This is a genomic window from Halomonas sp. JB37, assembly GCF_002332255.1.
Lineage (GTDB): Bacteria > Pseudomonadota > Gammaproteobacteria > Pseudomonadales > Halomonadaceae > Vreelandella > Vreelandella casei.
In genome coordinates this window covers 1,639,679-1,665,559 of the sequence record NZ_NRGW01000001.1, presented here as the reverse complement: position 1 = coordinate 1,665,559, position 25,881 = coordinate 1,639,679, and the positions used below count along the sequence as shown (strand labels likewise).

The window sequence follows — 25,881 nt, the reverse complement described above, 5'->3', positions numbered from 1 at the left end:
CTCGATACTTAATGCCAAAGAGCTTTCAATCATGACTAAAGCCCATATACCCGCTAAGGTGCGGCCTATTTCGCCTTGCGTACAAATCTGCCAAATAGAATCGTCAACATCGGTATGCGAAGGCTGCGGCCGTACATTAGATGAAATAGCCTGCTGGGGAGCTATGACCGAGGCTGAAAAAGCCCCGGTATGGGAACGGCTAGAGGCAGAAGGCTACGTCTCAGACTCTGTACGCTGATGACGATCACGCAATATATGATGTAGCTCGCCACAGCCCACCATGGGGTCGTCACAGTTGATAACGATATCAGAGTGAGCCAGCACATAGCTGCGACCTGTAATGGTGTTTTCGACGACGTGATGATCGCCCTCTTGGTGCGTGCCCGTGAAGGTGCCGATAAAGCCCGTCTCACGCAACGAAACGGTCTCTAGCTTATCCCCCACGTTCAGCCGCCCTTCATAGTTCATTAGCGCTAAGCGTGCCGACGTACCGGTGCCTGTGGTGCTGCGACAGATAACGCCAGGGTGAACATACGTGGTGGAGCGTGAGCGTATATACCCCTCCCCTACCTTCTCCTCAGGGCCCATAAAGTGCAAAAATGGCAATGGCCCCACATCTCCCAGCGTGTAATGGGAGAAGCCACGCTGCGCTTTAATTGCCTCAACAATTTTATAAGCGCACTCAGAAAGTGCTCGTTCCTCATCACGCACTAGCTTAAAGCCAAGCTCAGTCGCATCCACCAACGCATAAAAGCCGCCGCTATAAGCGATTGAGTAGGTCACATCGCCAATACTCGGCACGCGAATCGTAGCGCGATAGGTGTCGATATAACTGGGCAACCCGCTGCAGGTGACCGATTCGACAACGCCGTTATGCACCTTCGCTTCAATTTGCACCAGGCCCGCGGGCGCTTCTAGTTTGAAGCGCTGAATACCTTCTTGCTTAGGCACAATGCCGCTCTCTAGTACGGCGGTGGCCGTGCACAGCGTATTGGAACCAGAGTAAATGGGATAACCCATCACTTCCATAATGATGTAACCCGCGACGGCCTCCGGATGGCAGGCTGGCACCAATAAATCGACCGACATTTCCGGCACGCCGTAAGGCTCTTCCAGTAGCAGGCGGCGCAATCCGTCGGCGTCATCGCGCAGGTACTCCATCTGCTCGCGAACGGTGGCACCGGGCAAACTATCAATACCACCCGTAACAATACGGCTAACATCACCACCGGCGTGAGTATCCATTAACTGAATGGTATGAAAATTATGCACTAGCGTTGCTCCTGAGCATCGGAAGAGGTGTTTTCAAGAGCGAACGACGCACCGTGGGAAGCCCACTGTGAATCGGGAACCAGCACAATTTTGCCCAGATAATTGCCACCTCGATTAACAAAATAACGCTCGGCAGCATGCAGGTCAGAAAGTTTAAACGCTGCATGAAGCACCGGTTTGAGTAGGCCGCTACGAATCCATTCGACAAGCTGCTCAGCCTCTTCACGAGTACCGTGAGAGACGCCAAAAATCTGCACCTGGTAGAGATAAATACGGGTCCACATCATTTCGCTGAGATTGCCACCGCTGGCACCGGCTATTGAAAGACGCGGATAGCTCTGACGGCCCTGCATATCGACAATCATGGTATCGATAAACAGGTTCGTCATCTCACCCCCGACCAGATCCATCACTGCATCAATCGGTTTGCCGTTAGTGGTAGCCAGCACTCGCTCAACAAACGTCGGCAAGTCGCCACGATCAATCACCGCCTCTGCGCCGAAGGCGCTTAGCGCATCGGCTTTATCTAGCTGGCTGACGGCGTAAGGGATGGCCCCAACGATTCGGCACAGCTGAATGAGCGCCGTACCCACGCCACCGCTGGCACCGCTTACCAGTACCCGCTCACCGGCACATATACTGGCAGCTGTCATCATGTGGTAAGCAGTTTGATACGAGCACATACCCATTGACGCCAGCTCAGCATCGCGCAGCTCAGGATTCGGCACAGCGTAAAACTGATCGGCTGGCACGGCGATATATTCAGCAAACCCACCGTCAGCACCGTGGCCGTAATAATCCGGCGTTAGATTGATATCGCGACGCTCGTCAGCGTAGATATTAAAATCGAGCAGCCCGCGCTCACCAATACGCTCAGCGCCAACACCTTCACCGACGGCTACCACGCGGCCTGCCACATCAGCGCCTTGAATACGCGGAAAGGTAAGCGTCGGCGTGCCGCCCATGGCAAAGGAAGTGACGTCGCCCTTATCTTTGGTGGGATAAAGACCTTCCCGGGCTTTTCGATCGGTGTTGTTCTTGGCCGTCGCGGTTACCTGCACCAACACCTCGCCTTGCCTGGGCTGCGGCGTAGCGACATCCTGATGGTATTCCAATTTATCGATATCCCCATGCCCGGTTAAGAGCATGGCAGCCATCGTCGTTGGTACCTTGTGTGCAGTGTCGGCCATAGATTGACTCCGTTGTATGGCGTTAAAACCAGTTTTTACGCTTGAATAACCAAATCAGTATTCCAGCGATGCCCAACATGGCTCCCCATACAAAAAAGTAGCCATACTCGTAGCGCAGCTCGGGCATATTGGCAAAGTTCATGCCGTAAATGCCGGCAATAAACGTCAACGGCACAAAGATCGCGGTAATCACCGTCAGCACACGCATAGTGATATTTAGCTGGTGGGATGAAATAGAAATATAGCCATCGATTAAGTCACCGCAAATTTCATAGTACATCTGGGTCAAGGTATAGAGACGTTCGAAACGATCCGCCACATCATTAATCGCGTGGAGCGTCTCGCTTTCTTCGCGGGGCACATGCTCGTAGTCGTAAGCCGTTAGCTCCTGGGTAATTCCCTGATGGTAGCTAAAGATTCGGCGCATTTTCACCAGCCGAGAACGATAGGTGATGATCTTGCGCATGAGCGCATCGTTGCCATTTTCGAGTAGCTCATCCTCCAAATCGCTTAGCTCAGTTTCAAATTCGAGCAGACTATCGATATAAAAGCCGGCTGAAATATACATCACTCGCAGCGCGACATGCTCAGGGGAATGCGCCAGCAGTTTCTTGCCGTGCTCATTAAACAGCCGCTCAATGCTGAGCGCCTCACCGGGGTGAAGCGTGACTAGAAAGCGCTCACCGACAAAAAAACATATCTGCTGCGGCAGATAATTCAACTCAGCATCGAAGGAGGAAATACCCCGGTAGATAATCAGCGTGTGATTATCGAACTCTTCAATCTTTGGCGGATGGCGCTCCTTATGAGCATCCTGAATCGCCATGGGATGAAATTTGAAAGCCTCTAAAATGGTGCGTTCACTGTCCTGCGTCTCACCCTGCATATCGATCCAGATATGGCTGTCAGGCGTGGATTGCCACATGGCCAGCAAGTCTTCATTGCCTTCGTGAACCGCACCATCGGGCGTAGTAAGCATAGCTCTAATCATAGTCGTCCTTGCGATTAGCGAGCGCTCAGAAGCGCAAATCGTTCTACGTACTTATCCACTATAGCGATGCATTCCCGGCACACCAAGCCCACGCTAGGCGACTCCCTTCTACACAGGCTGTTTTTTTATAGCATAGGCAAGCGCCACGCTAACTAACGTTGACATAACCAATGCGCCCAGAAAAGGGCCTAACGTTGGAATGCTGTCAGGAAAGCTCGCCGCCACCACTCCTGCGCTGACACTGCCTTGGCTTAACCACCCGGGCAAAATAGCCCCGAGCAGCCCAGCAACGCCGCCCCCGATGGCGGCTATTGGCGTCATCCGTTGCCATAGCCCTAGCAACACCGGCACTACGATGGAGGCGCACAGTAAGTCGGCAATAAGGAAAAGCCGCAGTATCGATAATCCCTGTAAAGCAACCACTACCACGGGAATCATTAATGCAACCGTCGCCCAGCGGGCTGCCTCCAGCGAAACACCGCGCTTTTCGCTGCGTGCGACGATAAGCGAGGCAATGCCATTCTGGAGCGTATCAACACTGGAAGCTACCAAGGTAACAGCCAATACCAGTGCAGGTAGCGATAACCAAGCGGGTGCATCCGTTAGCAGTGCGAAAAACGGCATAGGCGGTGTGCCCAGAGCAACACCGCTCATCGCTGCTAAAATGCCTAAACTACCAATAACCATTACCACCACCATCGTCATAGCGCCGCCTAGCCATGCGCCACGACCCAGGCTGTGGTCATCCTTAGCAGCCCATACGCGCTGCCAATAGCCCTGATGAAATAAATTGGCGGCCGTTACCGCAATCACTAGTGTTAATGCCACACTGAGCGCGCTGGTAACAGGGATAGCAGGCATCGCCGCTTCGCTAGGCAATGCAGGAAGCCGCCAAAGCGCCATGCTGCCTACCACGACCAATAGCACCAGCAGCAGCCAGGCCTGCCAGCGGTCAGTGGCAAGGCTGGCGCGCAGGCCGCCCACTACCGTGTAAATAAGCGTAGTCAGCGCGACGCCAATCACCACGAGTGAGGGAGGTACATCAGACAGCAATGCTGTTATCGCACCAATCGCCGTTAGCTCGGCGGCCAAAAAGCAGGCCATGTAAGCAATGGACACCAGCGTGACCCAGCGCCGTACGCCGAGGCCATAGCACGCCTGTGCAAATTCGGCGATGCTACGCCCTTCGGGAAGCGCGCGGCGAATCTTAGGCCCATAAAGAGCTAAGATAATAAAGGGTAATGTGGAGCCAAACGCGTAGCCTGCTAGCGCAAGCGGGCCCACGAAGGCACCAATTTCAGGGGGCGCAAAGAGAATCCACGCCCCCATGCCTGACGCGAGAAAGGAAAGCCCGAGAGTCGAGCTCGTCTGCGAATTGCGAGCTGTCATATAGTCATCAAGCGGGCCATCAACCCTGCGAGTCCGCAGGCCTAAAAAAGCAAAGCAGCACAGCGCCGCGCCAAGTACGGCTGACGTTAGGTAAAGCATGTCGCGCTTCCTCCGCCGGTACGAACCGGATCAGGTTCCAGGGTCTGCGCAACGCGCATTCTCAGCCCCGTTGATAAGGGCTCCCCTGGCGACAGTGAGTGGAGGCGCTATCCTCACTGAAAACCGCGCCTCAGTAAAGGAAAGTGAAGGTAAGTAACGCTTAAACGTTACCAGTCGATGCCTCGCGAGGTATGCGCCCCATCAGATAAAACTCCTCATTAGGCGGCGTACCCGCCAGCGTGACCAGTCGATTAGACAAACCAAAAAAGGCTGCAATAGCACCGATATCCCAGCAATCCTCTTGGCTGAAGCCGACGGCCAGCAGCCGCGCAGACCACTCGTCGGTCATTTCACCCACATCTATCGCACAGTGCATAGCAAAATCGAGCATCACACGATGGCGCTCGCTAATAGGCGCCACGCGATGATTAATCGCAACCTGGTCGGCCAACAGCGGGTCTTTGCTATAAATGCGCACCAGCGCACCGTGCGCCACCACGCAATATAAGCAGCGGTTTCGCGCACTGGTAGCGACCACAATCATCTCTTTCTCAGCTTTAGTGATCGACTCTGACTCCCGTTCCATTAACGCGTCGTGATAGGCAAAAAACGCCCTAAACTCAGCGGGGCGATGGGCCAGCATTAGGAAAACATTGGGCACAAAGCCTGCTTTTTCCTGCACGGCCAGAATCGTAGTACGAATATCGTCGGGCAACGCATCGAGCGTTTCTGGCACGTTAAAGCGACTTAATGATGGCAACATAATCACCTCTTTATTGTTAATTGCTTTGCCCTACTACCATTAGGCCCCGCTTAAGCGGGGCCTAATATAGCTAAGATCGGCGTTTCTTTTAGCCCAGCGAAATCGTGCTATTAATGCCACTGGAAACGTTCTCCGGCTCGAACCAGCGTGCCGTGACGGTTTTTGTTTGCGTCCAGAAGGCGATTGCCTGCTTACCGTTTGGCCCTAAGTCACCGAGCTTCGACGCCCGTGAACCGGTAAAGCTGAAATATGCCACCGGCACCGGAATTGCCACGTTAATACCGATTTGCCCCACATCAATGTCGGTTTCAAAGCGGCGTGCCACCCAGCCTGAATTGGTAAAAATCGAGGTCCCGTTACCGTTGGGATTAGCATTGATAAAGGCGATGGCATCATCCAGCGTTTCAACACTGACCACGCACAGCACAGGCCCAAAGATCTCTTCGCGATAAATAGTCATCTCGGCGGTCACATCGGCAAATAGCGTCGGCCCAACAAAGTTACCGTTAGGGTAACCCTCTACCTGAATATTACGGCCATCGACCATCAGCTTGGCACCCTCTTTTTCACCCGCATCGATTAAGCGCAGCACACGATCACGCGCAGCGGGTGAGACTAGCGGGCCTAAGTCTGCATCTAGCTGGGTACCTGGCCCCACTTTCATATTACGTGCGGCATCAACAATATCGCTTAACCATTCCCGAGCATCGCCCACGAGCACGACCACCGAGTTAGCCATACAGCGCTGGCCCGCTGCGCCAAATGCCGAGCCCAGTAAATTGTTAATGGCCTGACTGCGGTTAGCGTCAGGCATAACCACACAGTGATTCTTAGCGCCCATCATCGCCTGCATCCGCTTGCCTGCCACCGCCGCGCGGTTATAGAGCAGCGAGCCTACGTGGGTTGAGCCAATAAATGAAAGCGCTTTGATATCTTGATGATCAGCAATTTGATTGGCGACATCCGGGCCACCGTGCACCACGTTGAGTACCCCCGGCGGGATGCCAGCCTCGTGGGCCAATTCCACCAAGCGCATGGTAGAGCTTGGGTCTTGCTCCGACGGCTTTAGAATAAAGGTATTGCCGGTCGCAATGGCCAGCGGAAACATAAAACAGGGCAACATGATCGGAAAGTTGAACGCGGTAATACCAGCGCCAACGCCGAGCGGCTGGTGCATGGTGTAAACATCCACTTCATTCGCCGCATTTTCTGCCAGCTCGCCAAGCTGCAGCGAGGTAATCGAACAAGCATGCTCTACGACTTCTAGCCCGCGACCTACTTCGCCTTCCGCATCCGGCAGAGTTTTGCCATGCTCTTCGGTAATCAATGCCGCGAGTTCCGACGTGTTATCGCGAATCAAGGCCTGGAGTTTGAGCATAATGCGCATACGCTTGCCCAGCGGCACTTTACGCCACGTCTTAAACGCCTCTTTGGCGCTGCTAACCGCGCGCTCCACTTCCTCCGCCGTGCAGAACGGCACCCGAGCGACCACTTCTTGCGTCGCAGGGTTAACCACGTCGTGCCACTCTTGGCTTTGTGACTGCACGGGCTGACCATCGATAACCATAGGGATTTGGCGAACGGACATAGTGCTGCTCCTATTACTTGAAAATGCATATTTATTGTTGGAAAGCGGTTGCTGACACACGTTAGCGATAATAAATGGGTGCTCAGGGTATAGCAGCAAGTTGACGTTAACGTCAATCAGGTATCATATGAGTAAACAAAATCTTCGGCGTGGCGTCAATGAGCCTTTCCCAATTGAGACAACTGATCCTACCGACGGCACCGTGCTCGCCTGGAGCCGGGATTACGCCGACGTAGCGCCGCTCAAAGGCGTGATGAATGGCGGTGGTGAGCATCGCTTGGAGGTAAATGTTGATGTACTGCCCGTCACAGGCTGATGCAAATATCCCTCACCTAAGGTATAAAAGGCGCCTCACAAACGGCTTTTTCAAGGAAGATGCCATGCGGCATGGGCGTTGCGAACACAAGGAGCATTCATCGCGATGGGTTTCCCGCCTACTCACTCTTTGCTGTTTTTCGATCTTACTGTTGGGTGCCGCTAAACACCTCTACTCACCTCATTTAGCAGGCGTGGCGCAGATTCACGAAAGCCTGCACAGTCATTCGGATAAAGCGAGCGTTGCGCATATCCCGGATAAGCTGCGGATTCGAAATGACTCACTCCAGCGGCAAGCGGATGACGATCCTCTAAAAATCTTTAAATTACATTCAGGCGATGGATTCTTAAGCAACATTTTTCCCACCCTGATGCCGACTCTGCCCCATCAAAGTGGCGTTAACGGTGTGGTGTCTAACGATCGTTATTATTTTGGCACCGCTCTTCCTCCCAGCAGAGCCCCGCCTAGCACGTAAGTAAGTTAGTCAACCGTTGTTGCACTAGTAACGACCTGGCAGAAAATTCTCTGCCTATTCGTGTTATGGGCGAAGTTAAAAGGGCTCTACATTTATGTTTCAAGTTGATCATCTCATTTTACTTGCCGCGATACTGATATTAGTCGGCATCGTGTCAAGCAAGCTATCTGCGCGTCTTGGCTTACCTGTTTTAGTACTGTTTTTAGTCATAGGGATGTTAGCGGGTGAGAGCGGTGTGGGCGGCATCGCCTTCGACAATCCCGCCGGTGCGCATGCGCTCGGCACGCTAGCACTCGCGATGATTCTATTTGATGGCGGCCTACAAACGCCGACGTCCTCGATTAAGAAAGTATGGAAACCCGCTTCGCTATTAGCGACGTTCGGGGTGTTAATCACTGCCGTTATTACGGGGTTAGCGGCAGCTTATATTCTTGACTTACCATTGTTAGAAGGCCTGTTGCTAGGTGCGATTGTCGGATCAACAGACGCAGCAGCGGTCTTTTCGCTGTTGCGTAATGCCGGCATACATATCAACAAAAAACTAAAATACACCTTAGAAATAGAAAGCGCCTCGAACGACCCTATGGCGATTTTTCTGACCGTTGGCCTGCTAGAAATCCTGGTTAACGGTATGCAGCCTGGCGTGGGCTTACTAGAGCTTTTCGTCCTTCAAATGGGGGTTGGCGCACTCGTGGGGCTTGGGGTCGGTTGGGCATCAGTAAAAATCATTAATCGTATACATCTTGTCGCATCGGGGCTTTATCCGGTGATGGTCGCGGCCTGCGGCTTTCTCTCATTTGGCATCTCGGCCAATGTCGGAGGCAGCGGTTTCCTAGCTATTTTTTTAACCGGCGTGGTGATTGGTAATCATAGAATTGTCTTCCAGCGCAGCACCTTCTTATTTCACGACGGGCTGGCCTGGCTAAGCCAGATCATGATGTTTGTGGTGCTCGGACTACTGATCAATCCCCTTTCGCTACTCGATGTCTGGCTTGAAGGTCTCATCATCGCCGCCGTGCTTATTCTGGTTGCCCGCCCGATTGCCGTTATACCGATTATGCGTCTATTTGGCTTTAACGCCCGCGAAACAACCCTAGTCGCCTGGGTCGGTTTGCGGGGCTCGGTGCCGATTATCTTGGCTATTTTCCCGCTGATGTTTGGGCTCGAAGGAGCGGAGTTAATCTTCAACGTGGTGTTTTTCGTGGTGCTTATTTCAGCCACCATTCAAGGCACCACGCTTCCGCTGGTCGCTCGACGGCTTAGGCTCACTGAAAAACCGCCCGCCTTGTCAGCAGCCAGTATTGAAATCACGGCAATTGAAGAAGTTGATGCTGATATCGTTGAGTACACGTTGAGCGAACACCCGCGAGCGGCAGGACGGCGGCTTTCACAAATGGCCTTACCGGATACCACCGTGGTCGCCATGATTACCCGTGGTAAAGATGTCATTCCACCGCGAGGCTCAACGACGTTAATGGCCGGTGATCACTTGTTTGTCGTGCTTCGTCCTGAAACGCGTCCCTTTATTGACTGCGTGTTCTCTGATGCCGTGGATGACATCAGTAGCGAATTACCTGATCAGGAGTTGAAGCTTAAGGGGAGCACTAAGATAGACGATCTACACCACTCCTATGGCTTGTTGATCCAAGAAGAGGACCAGCATATGACGCTGGATTCGCTGCTACGCAACACCTTAGCCGGCCAGCCGAATGCTGGCGACTCAATGCAGATTGAAGGACTGACGTTGGCAGTGCTAGAAACACTCGGTGGCCGCATTACCACGGTAGGCTTAACGGTACAGGAAAAGCCTAATCAGTAAGTAAGAGCAGCCATCACCCACATTGACGCCTAGGCCGTTTCGTAAGCGGCCTTTAGGCGATAGAACTCTTCTACAATCGCGGCCATCTCGTTTGCGTCGTAACTGCAAAGCCCGCTAACCACGAGCTTTTTAGAACCGACCCCGACCGCTTCGCCGGCGGATTCAATGGAAAACTCCAGCAGCGCATCCGCGCGTTTCCCCTGAACACTCAGCGACGATTGATTTAACGTTAAACCCGGTGAAAAACCATCTAAGCGCTTGAGTGAAAAGCCCATGCTGTCGTAGATTACCAGTGGGCGTTTAGGGTTGAACATTACCCCATGCTGCTCCATCAGCGGTTTTAAATAGTGCGGGAAGTTTTTGCCCGAAAACGCTACATAGCAGCGCGCAAAGGCTTCGACTGCGGCTACGTCGTGAGTGGTTTCACCACTGCGCAGCACTTGTAAGTAGCATTTCCCGCTCTCATCGCAAACATGAACGGAGCCATTATCCGCTTCGCAAAATTTAAGCGGCGTCTCCGCCGCCACCATGTTGGTGAAACGAAACTCCATCTGCCGCGACAAACCGAACTTTGTCAGTACCAGTACAAATAGCAGGTCGCCAGGAACGCAAAAACGGCGCGCTCCCGGATTATGGATAGGGTTGTAGTCGCCAGCCACGCCTTTAGCGAAACGGCTGGCCTGCTCTGCAGAGATCACTACATACTCTCCGCGCTGCGCGTAAAAATCCTTAAACATGGCGTTAGCTGCCTGCCTAGCGTTGAAATCGAAAACCCGTCAGTGCCCAACGTCGCGCATAATGCCATAAAACACGGCTCAACAGGAGTTATCTGCTAGGGAAGCCACTATGTCAAATGCCAATACGCGTAAAAAACGCTTACCACGCCTGCTATTAAGTATGTTGATTGGGCTACTGTTTATCATCGCTATCTGGGTGGCAGGCAGCTATTGGCTGCTCAACAGCCAGTGGCTGCCCGAGCGCATTTCTCAATTTGATGGCATTGAAATACGTTGGGAGCAGGGCGCCAGCCGCCACCCCGGCCGCTGGGAAGTAGAGGGTCTGTATTTAGCACGCGAAGATGCGGCGCTGCCCATCAGCATTGAAGCCGAGCGGGCGACTCTTTCGCTCTCTCTATTCGCCCTATTACGCGGAGAACTGCATATCGAAGCGCTGGATGCCGAAGGCATCCGCCGCCTCACCGTAGGTGATATTGCCCTTGAGGCGCAGGGCCAGCTGCACGTGGCGGAAACCACATTAACGCGCGAGACCTTAGCGATCCCCGACTTTTCACTAGCGATTACTGACGGTCGTTTAGTGCGCTTAAGTGATCAAGCCACGTTAGTACGCGATATCAATCTCAACGCGGATGCAACATTAACCAGCTTGACACCCGTGGCCGCTGCGACGGGTGAACTGAATCCCGATCTATTGTCAGCGCTTTCTGCTCAGCTACAGATTGAGGCGCAGGCAGATGCCTGGGATGTTTTCATGCCTTACCTCAACGCCCTGCCCTGGCTGACTCTTGAGGGGCGCGGGGCTTTAGCAGGCGCACTTGAGCTAACCGCTGGTGAGTTACAGCACGGCAGTGTTTTAACGCTGGATTCCCCTACGCTGCGTTTAGCGGTCGATGAACAGCGCCTACGCACACCCAGTGGCTCACCGCGCTGGCTCATTGCCGACAACCCACCCCCGCGCCACACGGCCACCGGCAAAGGCCAAGTCCGCTTGGCGGTTGAGAATGATCAGCTACATTTTTCGACGCAACTGGCTGACGTAACGCTGGCTGATACTCATCCCTATGCTGAAAATGCTGAGCTACGCCTTGCCACTCAGATACCCAATCAGCGGCTAGACCGGCTTGATCTCCCCACCAATGTCACGCTCGCCTTACAGGGCCGCGTGATTCGCCTGGACATGTTTGATCGCTATCTAGCGCCAACCCTTGACGGCAAAGGCATACGGCTTTCCGGCAATGGACAAATAGAGGCGAGCGCCACGCTTGTTGATGCTCGCCCTCAGCAGGCGGCGCTGGCCATTCAGGCACCGCTGCTTGCTGCCGAGGCGCTGGACTTTAAAACACAGGGCAGCGGCTCACTTACTGCACGACTCACGCCTGACGAAAACATTGACGCCCGCTTAACGTTCGCCAATGCGACCCTAACGCACCATCAGCGAACATTGCTTTCCGATGCTGACATAACATTAATGGCAAAGAGCCCGCTAGACGCACAAAGGGCGCGCCAAGAAGCAACGGCAACCCTCAGTTGGCAAGCGGCACAGCTACCCGATATTAGCGTGCTGCAAACGTACTTGGGGGCGGTATTACCTGAGCCCGCTCCGCTTCAACTACTGAGCGGCCAAGCCGCCAGCCACGGCCAGCTTCAGGTAACGTCTGAGCAGGCGACTGGGCAAGTGCATCTATCCGGCGAAGGAATGACCACCCGTTGGCAGCACGGCGAAAGCGCCGGCACGCTCACAAGTGATATGCAGCTTTTTCTGCCTATTCGACAAGCGGCACTGGATGGCTCCGCGTTGAATATCAGCGGCACTCGGCTGAGCTGGCAAGTGGCCAACCTAGAGCAGCCTGACGAGCAGCTGGAAAGTATTTTGATTCTCACCGACGGCCGATTTCTACGCCGCGAAAACGTGCCTAGTGGGCAGTTTTCTCTTGAAGGTAGCGTGCAACAGCTGGGCTTCTTAAATACTTTTCTTCCCGATGCTCATGGCCTATCGCTGACAGGCAGCGGCCAGCTTTTTGCTCAAGGAGCCTTTCGCGACAAACAACTCCTAGCACCTACCCGGCTACGCGTTAATGCTAATCAGCTTGAGGTCGCCTTTCTCGACTACTTGGCTACCGGGCGCGGCGAACTCACCGCTCAGTTGGACAGCGCTGAGCAGGCTCAGCTATCGCTGGGTATCCCTAACTTCGCGCTGATGCGCCAAAACGATGGCCGCCCCCACCTTGAAGGCCGCCACTTTGCGCTTACCACTCAAACCGACCGCTTTAGCGAGGTGCTTAAGTCGCCACAGCCAGAGCACTTCGTCACCCGCATCGCTATGCCGATTATCGATGTGCCAGACTTTACTCGCTACAACCGCTATCTGCCCGAGGATGCCGGGGTTCGCTTGCTAGGTGGACAAGCAAACCTTTCCAGCGAATGGAGACTTGATGGGCTAGAGGCCCAAGGGGAAATCACGCTTCGTGCCTTTGGTGCTGACATGGAGCTGCTTGATCAGCGGTTACGTGGCGATGTTGAAGTTTACTTAAATCTAACCGAAGGCGATTTACAAGCGCGGCGCTTCACCGCCAACGACTCGTTTTTACGCTTAGAAAACGTGTTTCGGCTAAGTGAGCAAGGTGCGCCGGACGCCGGCTGGTGGGTACAACTCAGCATGGAACAAGCGCAGCTTGAATGGGATGACCCTATTCACCTAACGAGCCAGCTGCGTTTGGGAATGCGCGATACGGGCTTGCTGGCACGGCTATTTTTGGCCCGTGCCCGTGAAAGCGACTGGCTAGGCAGGTTGCTAAACGTGCACGATATCAACGGCACGGCTTTACTCCAGGTCGGCGACCAACGTATTCGGCTACAAAATCTTACGCTTACCGGTGGGCCACTGCTGCTGCTCTCCGACGTTACTCTGCAAGACAAGCGCGCTAACGGGGCACTTTATGCCCGCATCGGCCCATTGGGCGTTGGCGTAGAACTAGTCGACAGTGAACCTACTTTACGCGTGATACAACCGCGCCGGTGGTTTGATCATTGGCAAAAAACTCACCAACCAGAATGATAGTGTTAGCGTTTTTTACGCTCTCGACGAATCATTCTGACCCGCTCCTTGGCTTTTTGTGGGCTAGACAGCGGTACTGCGCTCTCATCATGGGTTTTCGGCGGCACGGTGACCCAGGCAAACACCGGCAGCGCTAAATGCCAGTGAATTGCCGCTAAGCGCAGCCCTAGCGTCACGCTTAATGAGGCGCCAATGGTTATTGTCAGCGGTAAGTTCAAAGCGTCTAGCGCCACGTAAACGATCCCGCCGGCCATTGCGGCAGTGGCGTAGATCTCTTCGCGCAACACCATCGGAACTCGCTGGGCCAACACATCACGGATCATGCCCCCCGCTACGCCGGTCATCATGCCCATCAATACGGCCACCGTGCCGGAGCTACCGAGTAACAGCGCTTTATGCGTGCCAATCACCGTAAATAACGCCAGCCCAAACGCATCCGCCACCGGCAAAAAGCCGCGAGAAAGGCGGTGGATATAGTGAAACCCCACCAGCGACACACACACGGTGGCTAAAATCACCCATAGATACGTCGGGTCCGTCACCCAAAATACCGGTCGTACGCCCAGGACTAAGTCACGAATGGTACCGCCGCCAATCCCGGTTACCGCCGCCAGCACCAGCATCCCCATCGGGTCCATTTTTGACCGGCATGCCAAAATAACGCCTGAAAGCGCAAAAACAATAACCCCCGCCATGTCCAGCCAGTAGATCACCCCCGACACGCCCCTCTCCTTTTGTTTGCCTGCGATTAAGGCAGGCAGAATAACACCTCTGCCACAGCTCATGAGGGCAACGTTGTTTACTTTTTAATCATCAAAAGCCGATTTTGTAAGAGATTGCCTACACGGCTTGTAAGACATTGCCGCTAGATAGCGACCAAGGGTTGCTGTGAGGAGTCAGGTCGTTATCCTGATCGTTTCTCATTTATTTAGATTACCCTTGTCAATTATCCCTGGAGGGGGCATGACGCTCAGCACCGGTTTGCAATTCACGGTGACGCTACCCGGCGTTGATGATATCGCGGTGATCGATTTCACCCACCGCGAGACGCTCTCCCAGCCCTTTGAATTGGCGCTGAACCTGGCTAGCCGCGATGGCAGCCTAGACGCCGCCGATCTTCTGGACCGCGAAGCCACCCTGACTATTTGGCAGGACAGTGAACCGCTGCGTCGCGTGCACGGCATCATCGCTGAATTTGGTCGAGGCGACCGCGGCCACCGCCGCACCTTTTATTCGCTAGTACTGCGCCCCGCCCTTTGGCGGCTGTCGCTGCGCCAAAACTCGCGAATTTTCCAGAAGACTGACTCGCTCACCATCATCAACACCCTGTGCGATGAGCGCGGCATCACCGATGTGGCCTTTGCGGTTAATCGCACCCTTCCTGAACGCGAGTACTGCGTTCAATACCGCGAGACAGACTTGGCGTTTATTGAGCGCCTGGCCGCCGAAGAAGGCCTGTTCTACTTTCATGAATTTGCTGAACGAGGTGAAGGCACCGATGGCGGCGCCCACCGGCTGACCTTTGCCGACGATCCGCAGGTGCTCACAAGCCTTGGCGAGCGCACTTATCACAGCCGAGCCGGTGGCACGGCTCCCAGCCGCCACGTACGCAAGCTCAGCCAAAAGGCCCGCGTTGCTGCAGCCTCCGCCACGCTGAAAGACTACAGCTTCAAGAACCCGGCTTACGCGCAGTTGCACGAACATCTGGGCCGCGATGTCGAGACACACGGCCAACAGTCTGACTACGAACATTTTGATTACCCCGGCCGCTATAAGCAGGACGCCTCCGGCGAGCCCTTTACCCGTATTCGCCTGGAGCAGCTTCGCCGCGAAGCCATCACCGCCAATGCCGAAAGTGATCTGCCCGAGCTCGCGCCTGGCCTGCGCTTTACACTCACCGATCACGATACTGACAGCCTCAACCGTGATTGGCAGGCGATAAGCGTTACTCATCACGGTGAACAGCCCCAGGCGCTGGAAGAAGACGGCATGACTCAGGGTGATGCCAACGGGATGACCCGTTATTACAACCAGGTCACGCTAATTCCCGGTGATGCCCCTTGGCGAGCCACCCCTAATCCCAAGCCCCGGGTCGATGGCCCACAGGTGGCCTTTGTAGTGGGCCCCGAGGGCGAAGAGATTCACTGCGACGAACACGGCCGGGTGAAAGTCCAGTTCCCCTGGGACCGCTACGCCGAGCCAAACGACACGGCAAGCTGCTGGGTACGCGTAGCCCAGGGCTGGGCGGGCGGTGGCTATGGCAGCATCGCCATTCCGCGCATCGGCCACGAGGTTATCGTCTCGTTTCTGGAAGGCGACCCGGATCAGCCCTTGGTCACCGGGCGTACCTACCATGCGGTCAATACCGCGCCTTATCCCTTGCCGGCGCACAAAACCCGCACGGTGCTGCGCACCCAGAGCCACAAAGCCGAAGGCTTTAACGAACTGCGCTTTGAAGACGAAGCGGGTGAAGAACAGATCTGGCTCCACGCCCAGAAAGACCTGGAGCTGCTGACGCTTAACGACCGTATCGAAGAGATCCGCAACGACAGCTTCTTGAAGATCAAGAACGACCGCATCAGCGAAATCGACAACGACGATCACCACACGGTGCATGGCAACCGCTTCGAGCACACCGAAGGCCAGCAACACTTCAACGTGCAAGGCACCCTGCATATCAACGCCGGCCAAGCCTGGCTCAGAGAAAGTGGCCGCGAGCTACACATCAAAGCAGGTCACAAAGTCGTGCTAGAAGCGGGTGACGAACTCACCCTGAACGCAGGCGGCAGTTTTCTTAAGTTGGATGGTAGCGGTATTACCATCGCTGGCCCCAAGGTACGCGTCAACGCAGGCGGCAGCCCTGGCAGTGGCAGCGGGCAAGCGGTGGAAGGCCCTCTGCTACCAGGGCATGCGGTGGCGGAGGGGCATAAAGCAATACTGCCCGTCACCCACGAGGCGCTACTGGAAGCTTCCGCACGGGAGGCCAGCATCATCCAGCTATGCCAAAAGCAGACCGATGGCAGTTGCCCACTGTCTGACTGTCCATGCCGGGATAGGGCGAGTTAATGCGTTATGCAGTGAATTTTCCAGAGCAAAGAGAGCGGCGCTACTGGTTGATAGATACGGCCAGCCTCCCTGAAGGTGAGGTGTTACGCCGTTTCTACGCCGTGGTGAGCGAACCCATGTTCCGCTGGCTTTACGACGGCACGGCCTATCACGCGGTGCGAGACAGCGGCCCCGTGCTGTTGGATATCACGCATAATGCCGACGTTTGGCAGCAATACAGTGCTGACTGGATGAAGCATGCCGCCTCGGTGGTCATCGACACGCCGGCTTCTCTGAATGACCTGCAACAGCGCCTCGCCGCCTGCCTGACCATTGACACGCCTGGGAACGGGATGGGCTTGCTGCGCTTTCACGAGCAGGCAGTCTTGCACCTCTTATTGGGGGAAGAAAAACTCGACCAGGCAGACCGTCTGGCCCTGATGGATAAAGATACCTGCTGGTCGTGGCCGCTTTGCCGGAGTGCTGACGGTATTGTTTATGAACGCCATTTCTCGACTGGCGGCAATAGCATACCGAGTGGCAAGCCACTACGGCTGGACGAGGAGACTCAGCAGCGTCTGCAAGGCTTGAGGCAGTATTCCCGGCTAATGCCATTACTGGGCGACGCCATTCACCGTTTCGACCTGCTGCAAAAAGAAGACGACTGCATCACCTCCCTTTGGCGGGCGCTGGAGCACTACTGGCACGATACCTGGCAACTCAATCTGTCACGCAAGCAAGCGGTGGAAAACGCGCAAGGCAAGCTGAAAACGAGTGACGCATTTGAACACTTCATCGAGTCCCTTTCTCTCGATGCAATGACATGACAAAGGACACGGGAATGTCACAGAACCATGCGTGCAGCCCCAAGGCGATCTACGTGGAAATCACCGGTCGTCATACGGATAACGACCAGAATGAATACTGGCTCTACCAGGGTGACGCCGCCGAAGAATGCCTGGCAGAGGGAGATGCCTCGGAAGGCCGTTACGGGCCGATTGTCGAGACCCAGCAAACGTACTTAGAAGAAGAGCTGGCGGGCTATGGTCTGATCCAGAAACTCGGTGACATCGAGATTCCATTGCTGCAGGTGGAAGATATCTCCCAATGCGGCTTAATCCCCAAGCAGCGTTCATTCCAGCACAACCTGATGGTCTCGACCCTGCCCATGCTGTACATCGATCATCAGGAGCTGGCGGCAGGGCCATGCCGTGGCGGCTTCATCTACGTGTTTCTCGACAACCGACTGATCAGGGAGTTGGTGGTGTCCGGCGAGCCGAACCAAGCGCCGCAGTTCACCGATAGCGACATCGCGACGTATCGGCAACAGGGTGACGTTCCCTCCGTTCGAGATTTCAGCGGTCCCGCTCTGGCACACCTCCATTTGCCCCTCAAGCTCAATGGCGAAACAGCCAATGTGCGCTTGGCTTTCTCCGACCACCCCTGGCCCTGGGCGCATATCGAACAGTTGGAAGCCAACCCAGCGTTGATCAACCAACGTTGCCAACCGCTTGCCCTCAATGAATCGTCAGTGAGTGCCATGCTGCAGGGCGACGTGCGCAACATGTACACCCACAGCTTGGAAATCAACCGTGACGAGTGCGCTGGCAAGGCCGCCGTTGAGTGGCTGCCACCCATGCGACCACGCGATGTGATGTACGAGCAAGCCTGGGGCAGCGCCAGAGATTATCTGGAAGATACCACGGCAGCGGGTTGGAACACCCTTGTCCAGCAGTTACAGGCCGACCGTGAGTTCTTCGAGTCCGACGACCAACAGGCAGTAGCGCCAGACATCGATACGCAGACGCACCAACGGCACTTCTCACCCGCGCTACGTAGTTGCCTGGTGCAGCAATGGAACAATGCCTGCCGTGCGGATGACGAGCGTGCGGATGACGCCTCGCTTGCCTTGCTCCCAGCGCCGGAGGGAACCGACGATTGTCTAGTGGCGCTTCGCGAACAGCAGCTCTGCGCTATCTTCTTGCGCGACCCCAAACAAGCGATTGACCACCTGATCGAGGATGTCCAGGCGGGTCAGGAACTGCTTTGGGTACTCTCCGAAGGCATGAAATATCACCCCCACGGCAAGTCGGCTGAACTGATTCAGGCCAACTGTTTCATGCCGTATGGCCCGGAGGGTGAAGACAACCCGCTCTACCTCGACACCTGGTATGACACCCGCCTCGAACGCTCCCGGGAGAGCCTGTTCGCCCGCTTGATCAAGGAAGAAGAGCGACGCCTGGCCCGCCTGAGGATCGACGAGCGGCTGTCGGCGCTGGTGACGCTGTTTAATGACACATCGCCAGGGGCCTTTTGCCATACCCTGCGCGACGCCATGCTGTTTGATGATATCAACCACCTGGAGCCTTACGCGCTGCTGGCACGCTGTATCGAGACGCTGCAAACCGGCTTGAACTGCCTCGACTTCAAGGCTACGCCCGAAGAAGCCCAAGCCCTCCAGGCCCCTGCACAGTGTCGGCAAGCTCTTGAAGCGCTGTTCGCCTCCAATCAACAGCAGGCGGGCCATGCTTGCTCTCCCCTGCTGTTCGCCGATGAGAACTGCAGCACGAACGTTTGGGGCAGCCCTTATGCCAGGAATCTGGACGTGCTGCAGGTGGCCGCCCAAAACGTCAAGGACCAGCAGGACCAGGTCGCTACCCCGACCGGGGAACAACTGATTGCCTGGCAGCAGCGCCTGGATGAAGAAGTCGGTGATCTGGGGCCGGCCATGAACCGCGCACGCATGGCGCTCAACGGTACGGATGCCGTCGCCAGCAGCATCGTACCGACCCTGCTCAACGCGGTGGCGGGCCTGAAACTGGGTGAGACCATGACCATCACCCTGGCCTCCGATATCGGTGATCTCAAAGGCGCTTTGATGGGTGGCCTCCCCATTGAGGTGGCCGATGTCGATGGCGCCGTTCATTGGCTCTTGCCCAGCCAGTTCAAACCTTTGACCGAGGAGATGGCCCAGGGCGGCATCGCCCTACAGGCCGCCTCCGCCCGCAACGTCATGGGCGGCGACGTCGCCTCGTCATCAGCGGCCACCGGCCGTGCTCAGGTGACAGGACAAGTGACCAGTGAGCAGGCCTTTCGGTGGACACAGACGGGGTATATCGGACTTTGGTCTGGGTTGGTGGTGCTGGAGCTGTGGAACCTGACAGTGAGCATAGTAAACGCGCGAGATAATAATAACGCTTTGAATCGAATGAAAGTTGGCAGTGCAGTTATTGATGCCTCGTTATTAACAGCTCAAGGCTTGAAGCTAGCTAACGTTAATTGGGCCTGGGCAGTAAAGGTCAATAAAGCACTTGATTCATCATTTATCACTAATGATGAGTGGAGGCGAGCCATGGGAGACGCTGGTCGCTACCGTGGTGCCTTTGGTTTCACTGCTGGGCTTTTTACAGCTACGTTAGTGGCCGTGGATGCTTACCAGCTCTATCAGCAAAAACAATACACTTCGGCGCGCTGGATGGCAGGTTCTAGCGCCGCCATTGGTGTCGGTAGCTATGCTGGTTCGGGTTTCGGCCAAGCGGCCGCCAACATTGCCGAGAGAAATTTATTACGAAATCAGTTCTTGCACAGAGTCTTGGGCTTGGTGGGCACGCCACGACCAGTGCCTATCATGCTTGCCAGCTTGGCAGTAGCGCTGGTTTGCAACTATATGGCTACCAACAGCCGCGACGATCGCGTGTCGTTATGGGCCAAATATGGCCCTTTTGGAAATCAGCAGAATGAGCGCGACGGCCGCCTCGCAGAGCTTACTTCGCAAGATGAATCGGGGACGACAAACCATCAGGCTAAGATTCGTGATTACCTTACTCCCTTGCAGGACGCTTCCCCCCAACAGGCCTACATACTGCTGCTTCAGGGTCTGTTTCAAGCACATTTCGAGCTGGTATCGACAAGAGGATTGGAGCACATTGATTCCGGTTTTCACAATTGCGACATTGCCCTCAAAATGACCTGCCCTGGCCTTCGCTACGGTGAGTTTCAATTGCCCATCACCCAAGTCGAAGTCGACTGCTCTGCCCCCGTACCGGACAGGAGGTACACCTATCAATACGCCCCTATGGATCGCCGCCGCGTACTAGTGGATATTGCAAAGCAAGACCCAGAAGATTCAACGGTACGTTATTTGGGTATCCGTCTTCCTCGGGAGTGGAACCGTTTGGGCGTCCCCTCTACAGGATTAGGTGATGTTCCGGCCGATTGGTTAGCATCCAGCTATAGCCGCTTTCGCCACGAGCCAGATTATCAACGCGAATACCACCAGGGGAGTTACTTGGTGCGCGTAAGGCCGGGTGACCTTGAAGGCCGAGGTAGCGTGGAGTACTGGGATACGGATGAGAAACGACACTGCAAGCTGGAAGATAGTGTAACTTTCGCGGCACAACCCTCGACGCTAACCTGGGTATGGAACAAGCAAGGAGCCCGAGCATGAGTCAGACGGAACAGCCACAAGATCATTATGCTGAGACCGCCTTTCGGTCCGATGCCATTCCCCGCCAGGCTCCGCCCCCAGAAAAGAACGTATGGGGAAAACTGGAAAGTAACTTCGATGTCGCTCGGCTACCCTGGGGAAATTATATTGGGGTAAATCCTTCTATCTACGAATATGAACATTCGGAGTCCTGGTATCGTAGCTATCAGTACATGGGGGAGCAGGATTACCGTCGTTACAATATGATCAACGAAATGCGTTGGTCGCAGTTTGTTGATGAAGATATAAACTTATTTTATCGCTTTTTGCGCTTTTGGTTTGTATTTTTTTCCCATTTATTTAGCTTTATAGGAGGGGGGGGGTATTTTTTTGTCGGAGTTTCAATCGTAGTTCTTTTAATCGAAGTGTTTATGGAATTATTCTGGCCAAAAAATGGTTTGTCACTTGATATCTTTATTATCCCATTATGCGTAACGGCACTTTGTAGCATTGCAACGATACTACGAAGGCTTTACGAAAAAAACAGTATCCGTTTCTATAAAAGCAATAAGAACTGGTCAGACGATGTCGCTTTTTGTCGACGAACGGGCATTGTGAAGTCCTCTCGCGGTGATTTCCCTTTCTATGAATTCGATGCCTTTATCGAAATGAGTGCTGACATGAAAGGTAACCAGTTCCATAGCCTTAAGGTGCGCCATCGCTATCCGCAGCACAGTAAAGACGAGCGCAACGGTCTACCGCTCGATTATAATTTTCCGGCTGACGGGAGCATTGCCCAGCTGTATGCGATGTGGGACATGCTGGGCCGCTATATGGATGTCAGCCAGCCACTGCCGGATATCCCTCGCCTGGAGCCGTTTCGCCATCTAGACCCTACCACCAAGGCCTTCGATGAGGCGGGTAAGCGTGGTCGTCCAGCCACCTACTGGCGCGACCTCTACGCCAAGGCCAGCGAGCAGGAACTAAAACAACGCCGCGAAGAGCACCGCCAAGTGGTCGATGCCGCCCCTTGGGGCAGCCGCCCAGACCTAATGGCCCAATCCGTGCCCGGCTATGGCGACAGCTATACCGCAGAGCCCGAAGACGTTAACGCCTACGGCCGCTTCCCCAACAAGGGGGACCGCTTCGTCGAGCGCACTGAAGCCAAAGACTCAACTGTGCAGAACAAACGCGACAACCATTAACATCATCGCAATAACTGTCATCAATACATTATTGTGGAAGGCCGCTGGCGGCCTTCCCTGGCGGTAGTGTGGCTAAACGGGCATGGACCAAACAAGGAGCCAGCGTATGAGCCCAACGGAACAAGATCATTATGCTGAGACTGCCTTTCGGGCTGACGCTATTCCCCGCCAGGCACCGCCGTCAGAAAAAAGCACTTGGAAAAAACTGGGCAGTAATTTAGATGTGGCCCGGCTACCCTGGGGGCATTATATCGGGGTTAATCCTACCCTCTATGAGTACGATAATGAGTGGTTTGAGGATTACCAGTACATGAAAGAAGATTATCTTGGCTATGCCATGATTAATGATGCACGCTGGTCGAAGTTTGTCGATGAAGATATCAGCCTGCTTTATCGCTTCTTGCGCTTTTGGTTTGTCGTCATCTCTCACGGGTTTAGCTTTATCGGTGGAGGGGGGTACTTTGTTTTCGCTCTAGCCGTCATAACTTCGGTCGTTGGAGTGATCGCTCAATTCTTTTCTGACACACCAGAATATCCACCACTTATTTTGACATTTCCGCTTGGAGTAGCTGCATTCTGTGGGGCAGCTACCATACTGCGAAGGCTTTACGAGAAATACAGCATTCGCTTTTATAAAAGCAATAAAAACTGGACGGACGATATCGCGTTTTGTAGGCGCACGGGCATGGTGAAGTCCTTCCGTGGTGAGTTCCCTTTTTATGAATTCGATGCCTTTATCGAAATGCGCGCTGATATGAAAGGTAACCAGTTCCATAGCCTCAAGGTGCGTCATCGCTATCCGCAACATAGTAAAGACGAACGCAACGGTCTACCGCTCGATTATAATTTTCCGGCCGACGGTAATATTGCCCAGTTATATGCCATGTGGGACATGCTGGGCCGCTATATGGATGTCAGCCAGCCGTTGCCGGACATCCCCCGATTGGAGCCGTTCCGTCACCTCGACCCCGCCACCAAAGCCTTCGATGAGGCAGGTAAGCGCGGCCGCCCAGCCACCTACTGGCGTGATCTCTACGCCAAGGCCAGCGAGCAGGAACTGAAACAACTGCGCGAAGAGCACCGCCAGATCGTGGACGCCGCCCCTTGGGGTAGCCGCCCGGATCTGATGGCCCACTCTGTGCCCGGTTATGGCGACAGCTATACCGCAGAACCCGAAGACGTTAACGCCTACGGCCGCTTCCCCAACAAGGCGGACCGCTTCGTCGAGCGCACTGAAGCAAAAGACTCATCCCCGCAGAACAAACCTGACAACCATTAACGGCACCGTATCAACGTTATCACTACGTGCTTTTGGAAGGCCGCTGGTAGCCTTCCCTGTCGGTAGCAAGGTCAAGTGGGAATGGAGAAACAAAGGAGTTGGACGCTGGTTGCGCAATAGCTGTGGACGTGGGCGTGCCGTTTTCAACATGAACCCGATTACACGCAGGAATATCATCAGAAAGCCAGCCTAGTGCGTCTGTACCTTGACGATCTAACAGGACAGGGCACCATTCAGTGCTGGGATCAGGCAAATAGACAATATCAAGCTATCGAGGACGAAATGACCTTTACCACGCACCCCTCGTCGTTGACCTGGGTATTGAATCCGCAAGGAGGCCGCCGATGAGTTTGCAAAACGAACCGCTAACGTCTGCGGATGGCTACGCCGAGACCGCCTACCGCGCCGATGCGATTCCCGAGCAAAGCTATGCCCCTCAAAACGAGATGCTGCGCGGACGCATTTTGGAAACTCGCCTGCCCTGGGGCAGTTATCTAGGTATCAACCCGACTACCTATCAGTACTCGGAAAGCTGGTTTTGGGAGTATCAATATATCGGCGACGATTATCATGACTACACCATGATAAACGAGCTTCGCTGGTCAAAGAGAGTTGATGAAAACATAGGCATTCTTTATCGCCTGTTACGCTTTATCTTTGTCATTTACTCCCATGGTTTTAGCTTTATTAGAACTGGGGGGGGGGGTGGGTGGTGGATGGCTGTTTACGGGTATAGTTGCATTTGGAACCCCGCTATTCATCTTTGCTGCGGATATATGGCTACAAGGTCTCATACCTCTTGCCATCGTATCGGCTTTTTGTGGGGGCGCTACTCTTCTTCTGCGACTTTGGGAAAAGCATGAGTTGAAATTCTATAAAGGCAACCGTAATTGGTCAGATGATTATGCTTTTTGTCGCCGCACCGGCATGGTCATGACCTCTCGAGGTGACTTTCCCTTCTATGAGTTCGATGCCTACATTGAAATGCGAGTAGGCACCCAAGGGTCACAGTTTCACTCGTTCAAAGTGATCCACCGCTACCCTCATCGTAGCCCTGACCCGCTTACCAAGAACCCACTGGAGTTCAGCTTTTCCGTGGATGGCAGCATTGCTCAACGCTACGCCGCTTGGGATATGTTGCAGCGTTATATGGATGTCTCTCAGCCGTTGCCGGATGTACCTGAATTAGAACCCTTCCGTCACCTTGATCCGACCACCAAGGCCTATGACGAAGCGGGTAAGCGTGGCCGCCCCGCTACCTACTGGCGCGATTTATACGCCAATAGCAGCGAGGGCGAGCTCAAGATGTTGCGCGAAGCGCAACGCGCCGAGGTGGACAGCACCACCTGGGGCGGCCGCCCGGATTTGATGGAACTCTCTGTACCCAACTACCGCGAAACCCGCAAGGGCGAGCCGGAAGACGTCAACGACTTTGGCCGCTTTCCCTGGAAGGCGGGCAAGTTCGTTGACCGGCCGGAGGCGACACCGTCCGGGGAGTCACCGGATCATCAACAGAACGACAAATACCCACGCTGACGGTTAATCCGGCAAACATCTACCTGCCCGGGAAGGCAGCGATATCCTTACGGGGCGGGTTGTTGTGGCCGGTTGAACGCCACCCTCTGAAAATGGATGGAATACCGTCCCCCCCGCGCCTAAGCCAGCCTAACCTACACCCCAAGATGCGGTTAATGAGTTACTCTAGTGCCAGACCATTAATCCATTTTAGGAGAAACTATGGATTGGAATCCTGCATATACATGGCTAGTACTAGCACTACTGCTTAGCTTGGGTGAGCTCACATCGGGTGCGATGGTGTTACTGGCGCTGGGAATCGCTGCAGCGCTAACGGCGGCGGTTACTGCTTTGGGGTTAACGCTTCCTTGGCAGTTGCTCAGCATGGCTATTTTTACGGGGGTGCTGCTACCGCTATGCATCATGGTCATTCGCCCGCGTTTTTCACCCCGCGGAGTCGCCTACGGGACGACAGGGACTGGCGTAGAGAAAGGCAATCACTATACGACCCTGCGCCGTGATTTTGACGATGCCACCGGCATTAAAGTAAACGGCGATTTTTATCGTTTACGCGACCTTGATACTGGTGAAATCGAGTTCCCCAACGGTACAACAGTAGTATTTAGGCGCTTTGAAGGTACTACCGCTTTGGTCACGCTATATCAGCCTGCAGACATTGCCCCTCAAGAAGACAACTCACAACGTAAGGAACCCTAA

The 25,881-nt window shown here is 54.6% G+C and carries 20 protein-coding genes and 1 riboswitch; of the genes, 12 read left to right on the top strand and 8 right to left on the bottom strand.

Going from position 1 to position 25,881, the window contains the following annotated elements; all coding sequences use genetic code 11:
• The first annotated feature begins 31 nt into the window (after nt 1-31).
• Nucleotides 32-238, top strand: coding sequence for a DUF1289 domain-containing protein (locus CIK78_RS07680; protein WP_096278777.1), 207 nt, complete (start codon nt 32-34; stop codon nt 236-238).
• Here CIK78_RS07680 and CIK78_RS07675 read toward each other — a convergent pair.
• The 6 genes from CIK78_RS07675 to CIK78_RS07650 form a co-directional block, all read right to left on the bottom strand.
• Nucleotides 214-1,272: a proline racemase family protein gene (locus CIK78_RS07675; protein WP_176483379.1), complete on the bottom strand. Its 1,059-nt coding sequence runs from the start codon at nt 1,270-1,272 to the stop codon at nt 214-216. The two genes, CIK78_RS07680 and CIK78_RS07675, sit on opposite strands and share 25 nt — an antisense overlap.
• A complete protein-coding gene (locus tag CIK78_RS07670) occupies nt 1,272-2,462 on the bottom strand; it encodes a zinc-binding dehydrogenase (RefSeq protein WP_096278775.1) in 1,191 nt (396 codons plus the stop codon). Before CIK78_RS07670 ends, CIK78_RS07675 begins: the two co-directional genes overlap by 1 nt.
• Before the next feature lie 22 nt (nt 2,463-2,484).
• On the bottom strand, nt 2,485-3,453 hold the full coding sequence (gene corA / locus CIK78_RS07665) for a magnesium/cobalt transporter CorA (protein WP_096278773.1): 969 nt from the start codon (nt 3,451-3,453) through the stop codon (nt 2,485-2,487).
• A 108-nt stretch (nt 3,454-3,561) separates the two neighbouring features.
• The gene (locus CIK78_RS07660; protein ID WP_096278771.1) at nt 3,562-4,941 is read right to left on the bottom strand and encodes a sodium:solute symporter; all 1,380 of its coding nucleotides are present in this window, start codon (nt 4,939-4,941) and stop codon (nt 3,562-3,564) included.
• Nucleotides 4,931-5,038, bottom strand: a riboswitch (TPP riboswitch). It overlaps the preceding gene by 11 nt.
• A gap of 63 nt (nt 5,039-5,101) precedes the next feature.
• Entirely contained in the window at nt 5,102-5,704 is a 603-nt protein-coding gene (locus CIK78_RS07655; RefSeq protein ID WP_096278769.1) for a peroxidase-related enzyme, read from the bottom strand.
• A gap of 88 nt (nt 5,705-5,792) precedes the next feature.
• Nucleotides 5,793-7,292 carry a CoA-acylating methylmalonate-semialdehyde dehydrogenase gene (locus CIK78_RS07650; protein ID WP_096278767.1) on the bottom strand — a complete coding sequence of 500 codons (1,500 nt, stop codon included), beginning with the start codon at nt 7,290-7,292 and terminating at the stop codon, nt 5,793-5,795.
• A 127-nt stretch (nt 7,293-7,419) separates the two neighbouring features.
• On the opposite strand from CIK78_RS07650, the gene CIK78_RS18065 reads away from it, so the two are divergent.
• A complete protein-coding gene (locus CIK78_RS18065; RefSeq protein WP_225734298.1) occupies nt 7,420-7,608 on the top strand; it encodes a hypothetical protein in 189 nt (62 codons plus the stop codon).
• A 569-nt stretch (nt 7,609-8,177) separates the two neighbouring features.
• Entirely contained in the window at nt 8,178-9,902 is a 1,725-nt protein-coding gene (locus CIK78_RS07635; protein ID WP_096278763.1) for a potassium/proton antiporter, read from the top strand.
• A gap of 29 nt (nt 9,903-9,931) precedes the next feature.
• On the opposite strand, the gene CIK78_RS07630 is transcribed toward CIK78_RS07635, so the two are convergent.
• Nucleotides 9,932-10,639, bottom strand: a complete 708-nt coding sequence (locus CIK78_RS07630; RefSeq protein WP_096278760.1) for a DUF3581 family protein — start codon at nt 10,637-10,639, stop codon at nt 9,932-9,934.
• A 109-nt stretch (nt 10,640-10,748) separates the two neighbouring features.
• Between CIK78_RS07630 and CIK78_RS07625 the strand changes: the two genes are divergently transcribed.
• On the top strand, nt 10,749-13,694 hold the full coding sequence (locus tag CIK78_RS07625) for a hypothetical protein (protein WP_096278758.1): 2,946 nt from the start codon (nt 10,749-10,751) through the stop codon (nt 13,692-13,694).
• 5 nt (nt 13,695-13,699) lie between these two features.
• On the opposite strand, the gene CIK78_RS07620 is transcribed toward CIK78_RS07625, so the two are convergent.
• Nucleotides 13,700-14,416, bottom strand: coding sequence for a trimeric intracellular cation channel family protein (locus CIK78_RS07620; protein WP_096278756.1), 717 nt, complete (start codon nt 14,414-14,416; stop codon nt 13,700-13,702).
• 241 nt (nt 14,417-14,657) lie between these two features.
• On the opposite strand from CIK78_RS07620, the gene tssI reads away from it, so the two are divergent.
• From tssI to CIK78_RS07580, 8 genes are all read left to right on the top strand, one after another.
• Entirely contained in the window at nt 14,658-16,760 is a 2,103-nt protein-coding gene (gene tssI, locus CIK78_RS07615; protein WP_096278754.1) for a type VI secretion system tip protein VgrG, read from the top strand.
• A complete protein-coding gene (locus tag CIK78_RS07610) occupies nt 16,760-17,566 on the top strand; it encodes a DUF4123 domain-containing protein (protein ID WP_096278752.1) in 807 nt (268 codons plus the stop codon). Before tssI ends, CIK78_RS07610 begins: the two co-directional genes overlap by 1 nt.
• A gap of 14 nt (nt 17,567-17,580) precedes the next feature.
• Nucleotides 17,581-21,186 carry a hypothetical protein gene (locus tag CIK78_RS07605; protein ID WP_096278750.1) on the top strand — a complete coding sequence of 1,202 codons (3,606 nt, stop codon included), beginning with the start codon at nt 17,581-17,583 and terminating at the stop codon, nt 21,184-21,186.
• Nucleotides 21,183-22,370, top strand: a complete 1,188-nt coding sequence (locus CIK78_RS07600) for a hypothetical protein (RefSeq protein ID WP_096278748.1) — start codon at nt 21,183-21,185, stop codon at nt 22,368-22,370. The genes CIK78_RS07605 and CIK78_RS07600 overlap by 4 nt, the downstream gene beginning before the upstream one ends.
• Before the next feature lie 106 nt (nt 22,371-22,476).
• Nucleotides 22,477-23,649 (top strand): hypothetical protein, encoded by a 1,173-nt coding sequence (locus CIK78_RS07595; RefSeq protein ID WP_096278746.1) that lies wholly within the window; start codon nt 22,477-22,479, stop codon nt 23,647-23,649.
• Between the two features lie 344 nt (nt 23,650-23,993).
• A complete protein-coding gene (locus CIK78_RS07590) occupies nt 23,994-24,512 on the top strand; it encodes a hypothetical protein (RefSeq protein WP_096278743.1) in 519 nt (172 codons plus the stop codon).
• A gap of 1 nt (nt 24,513) precedes the next feature.
• Nucleotides 24,514-25,185, top strand: coding sequence for a hypothetical protein (locus CIK78_RS07585; RefSeq protein ID WP_096278741.1), 672 nt, complete (start codon nt 24,514-24,516; stop codon nt 25,183-25,185).
• A gap of 201 nt (nt 25,186-25,386) precedes the next feature.
• Nucleotides 25,387-25,881 carry a nodulation efficiency, NfeD-like protein gene (locus tag CIK78_RS07580; protein ID WP_096278739.1) on the top strand — a complete coding sequence of 165 codons (495 nt, stop codon included), beginning with the start codon at nt 25,387-25,389 and terminating at the stop codon, nt 25,879-25,881.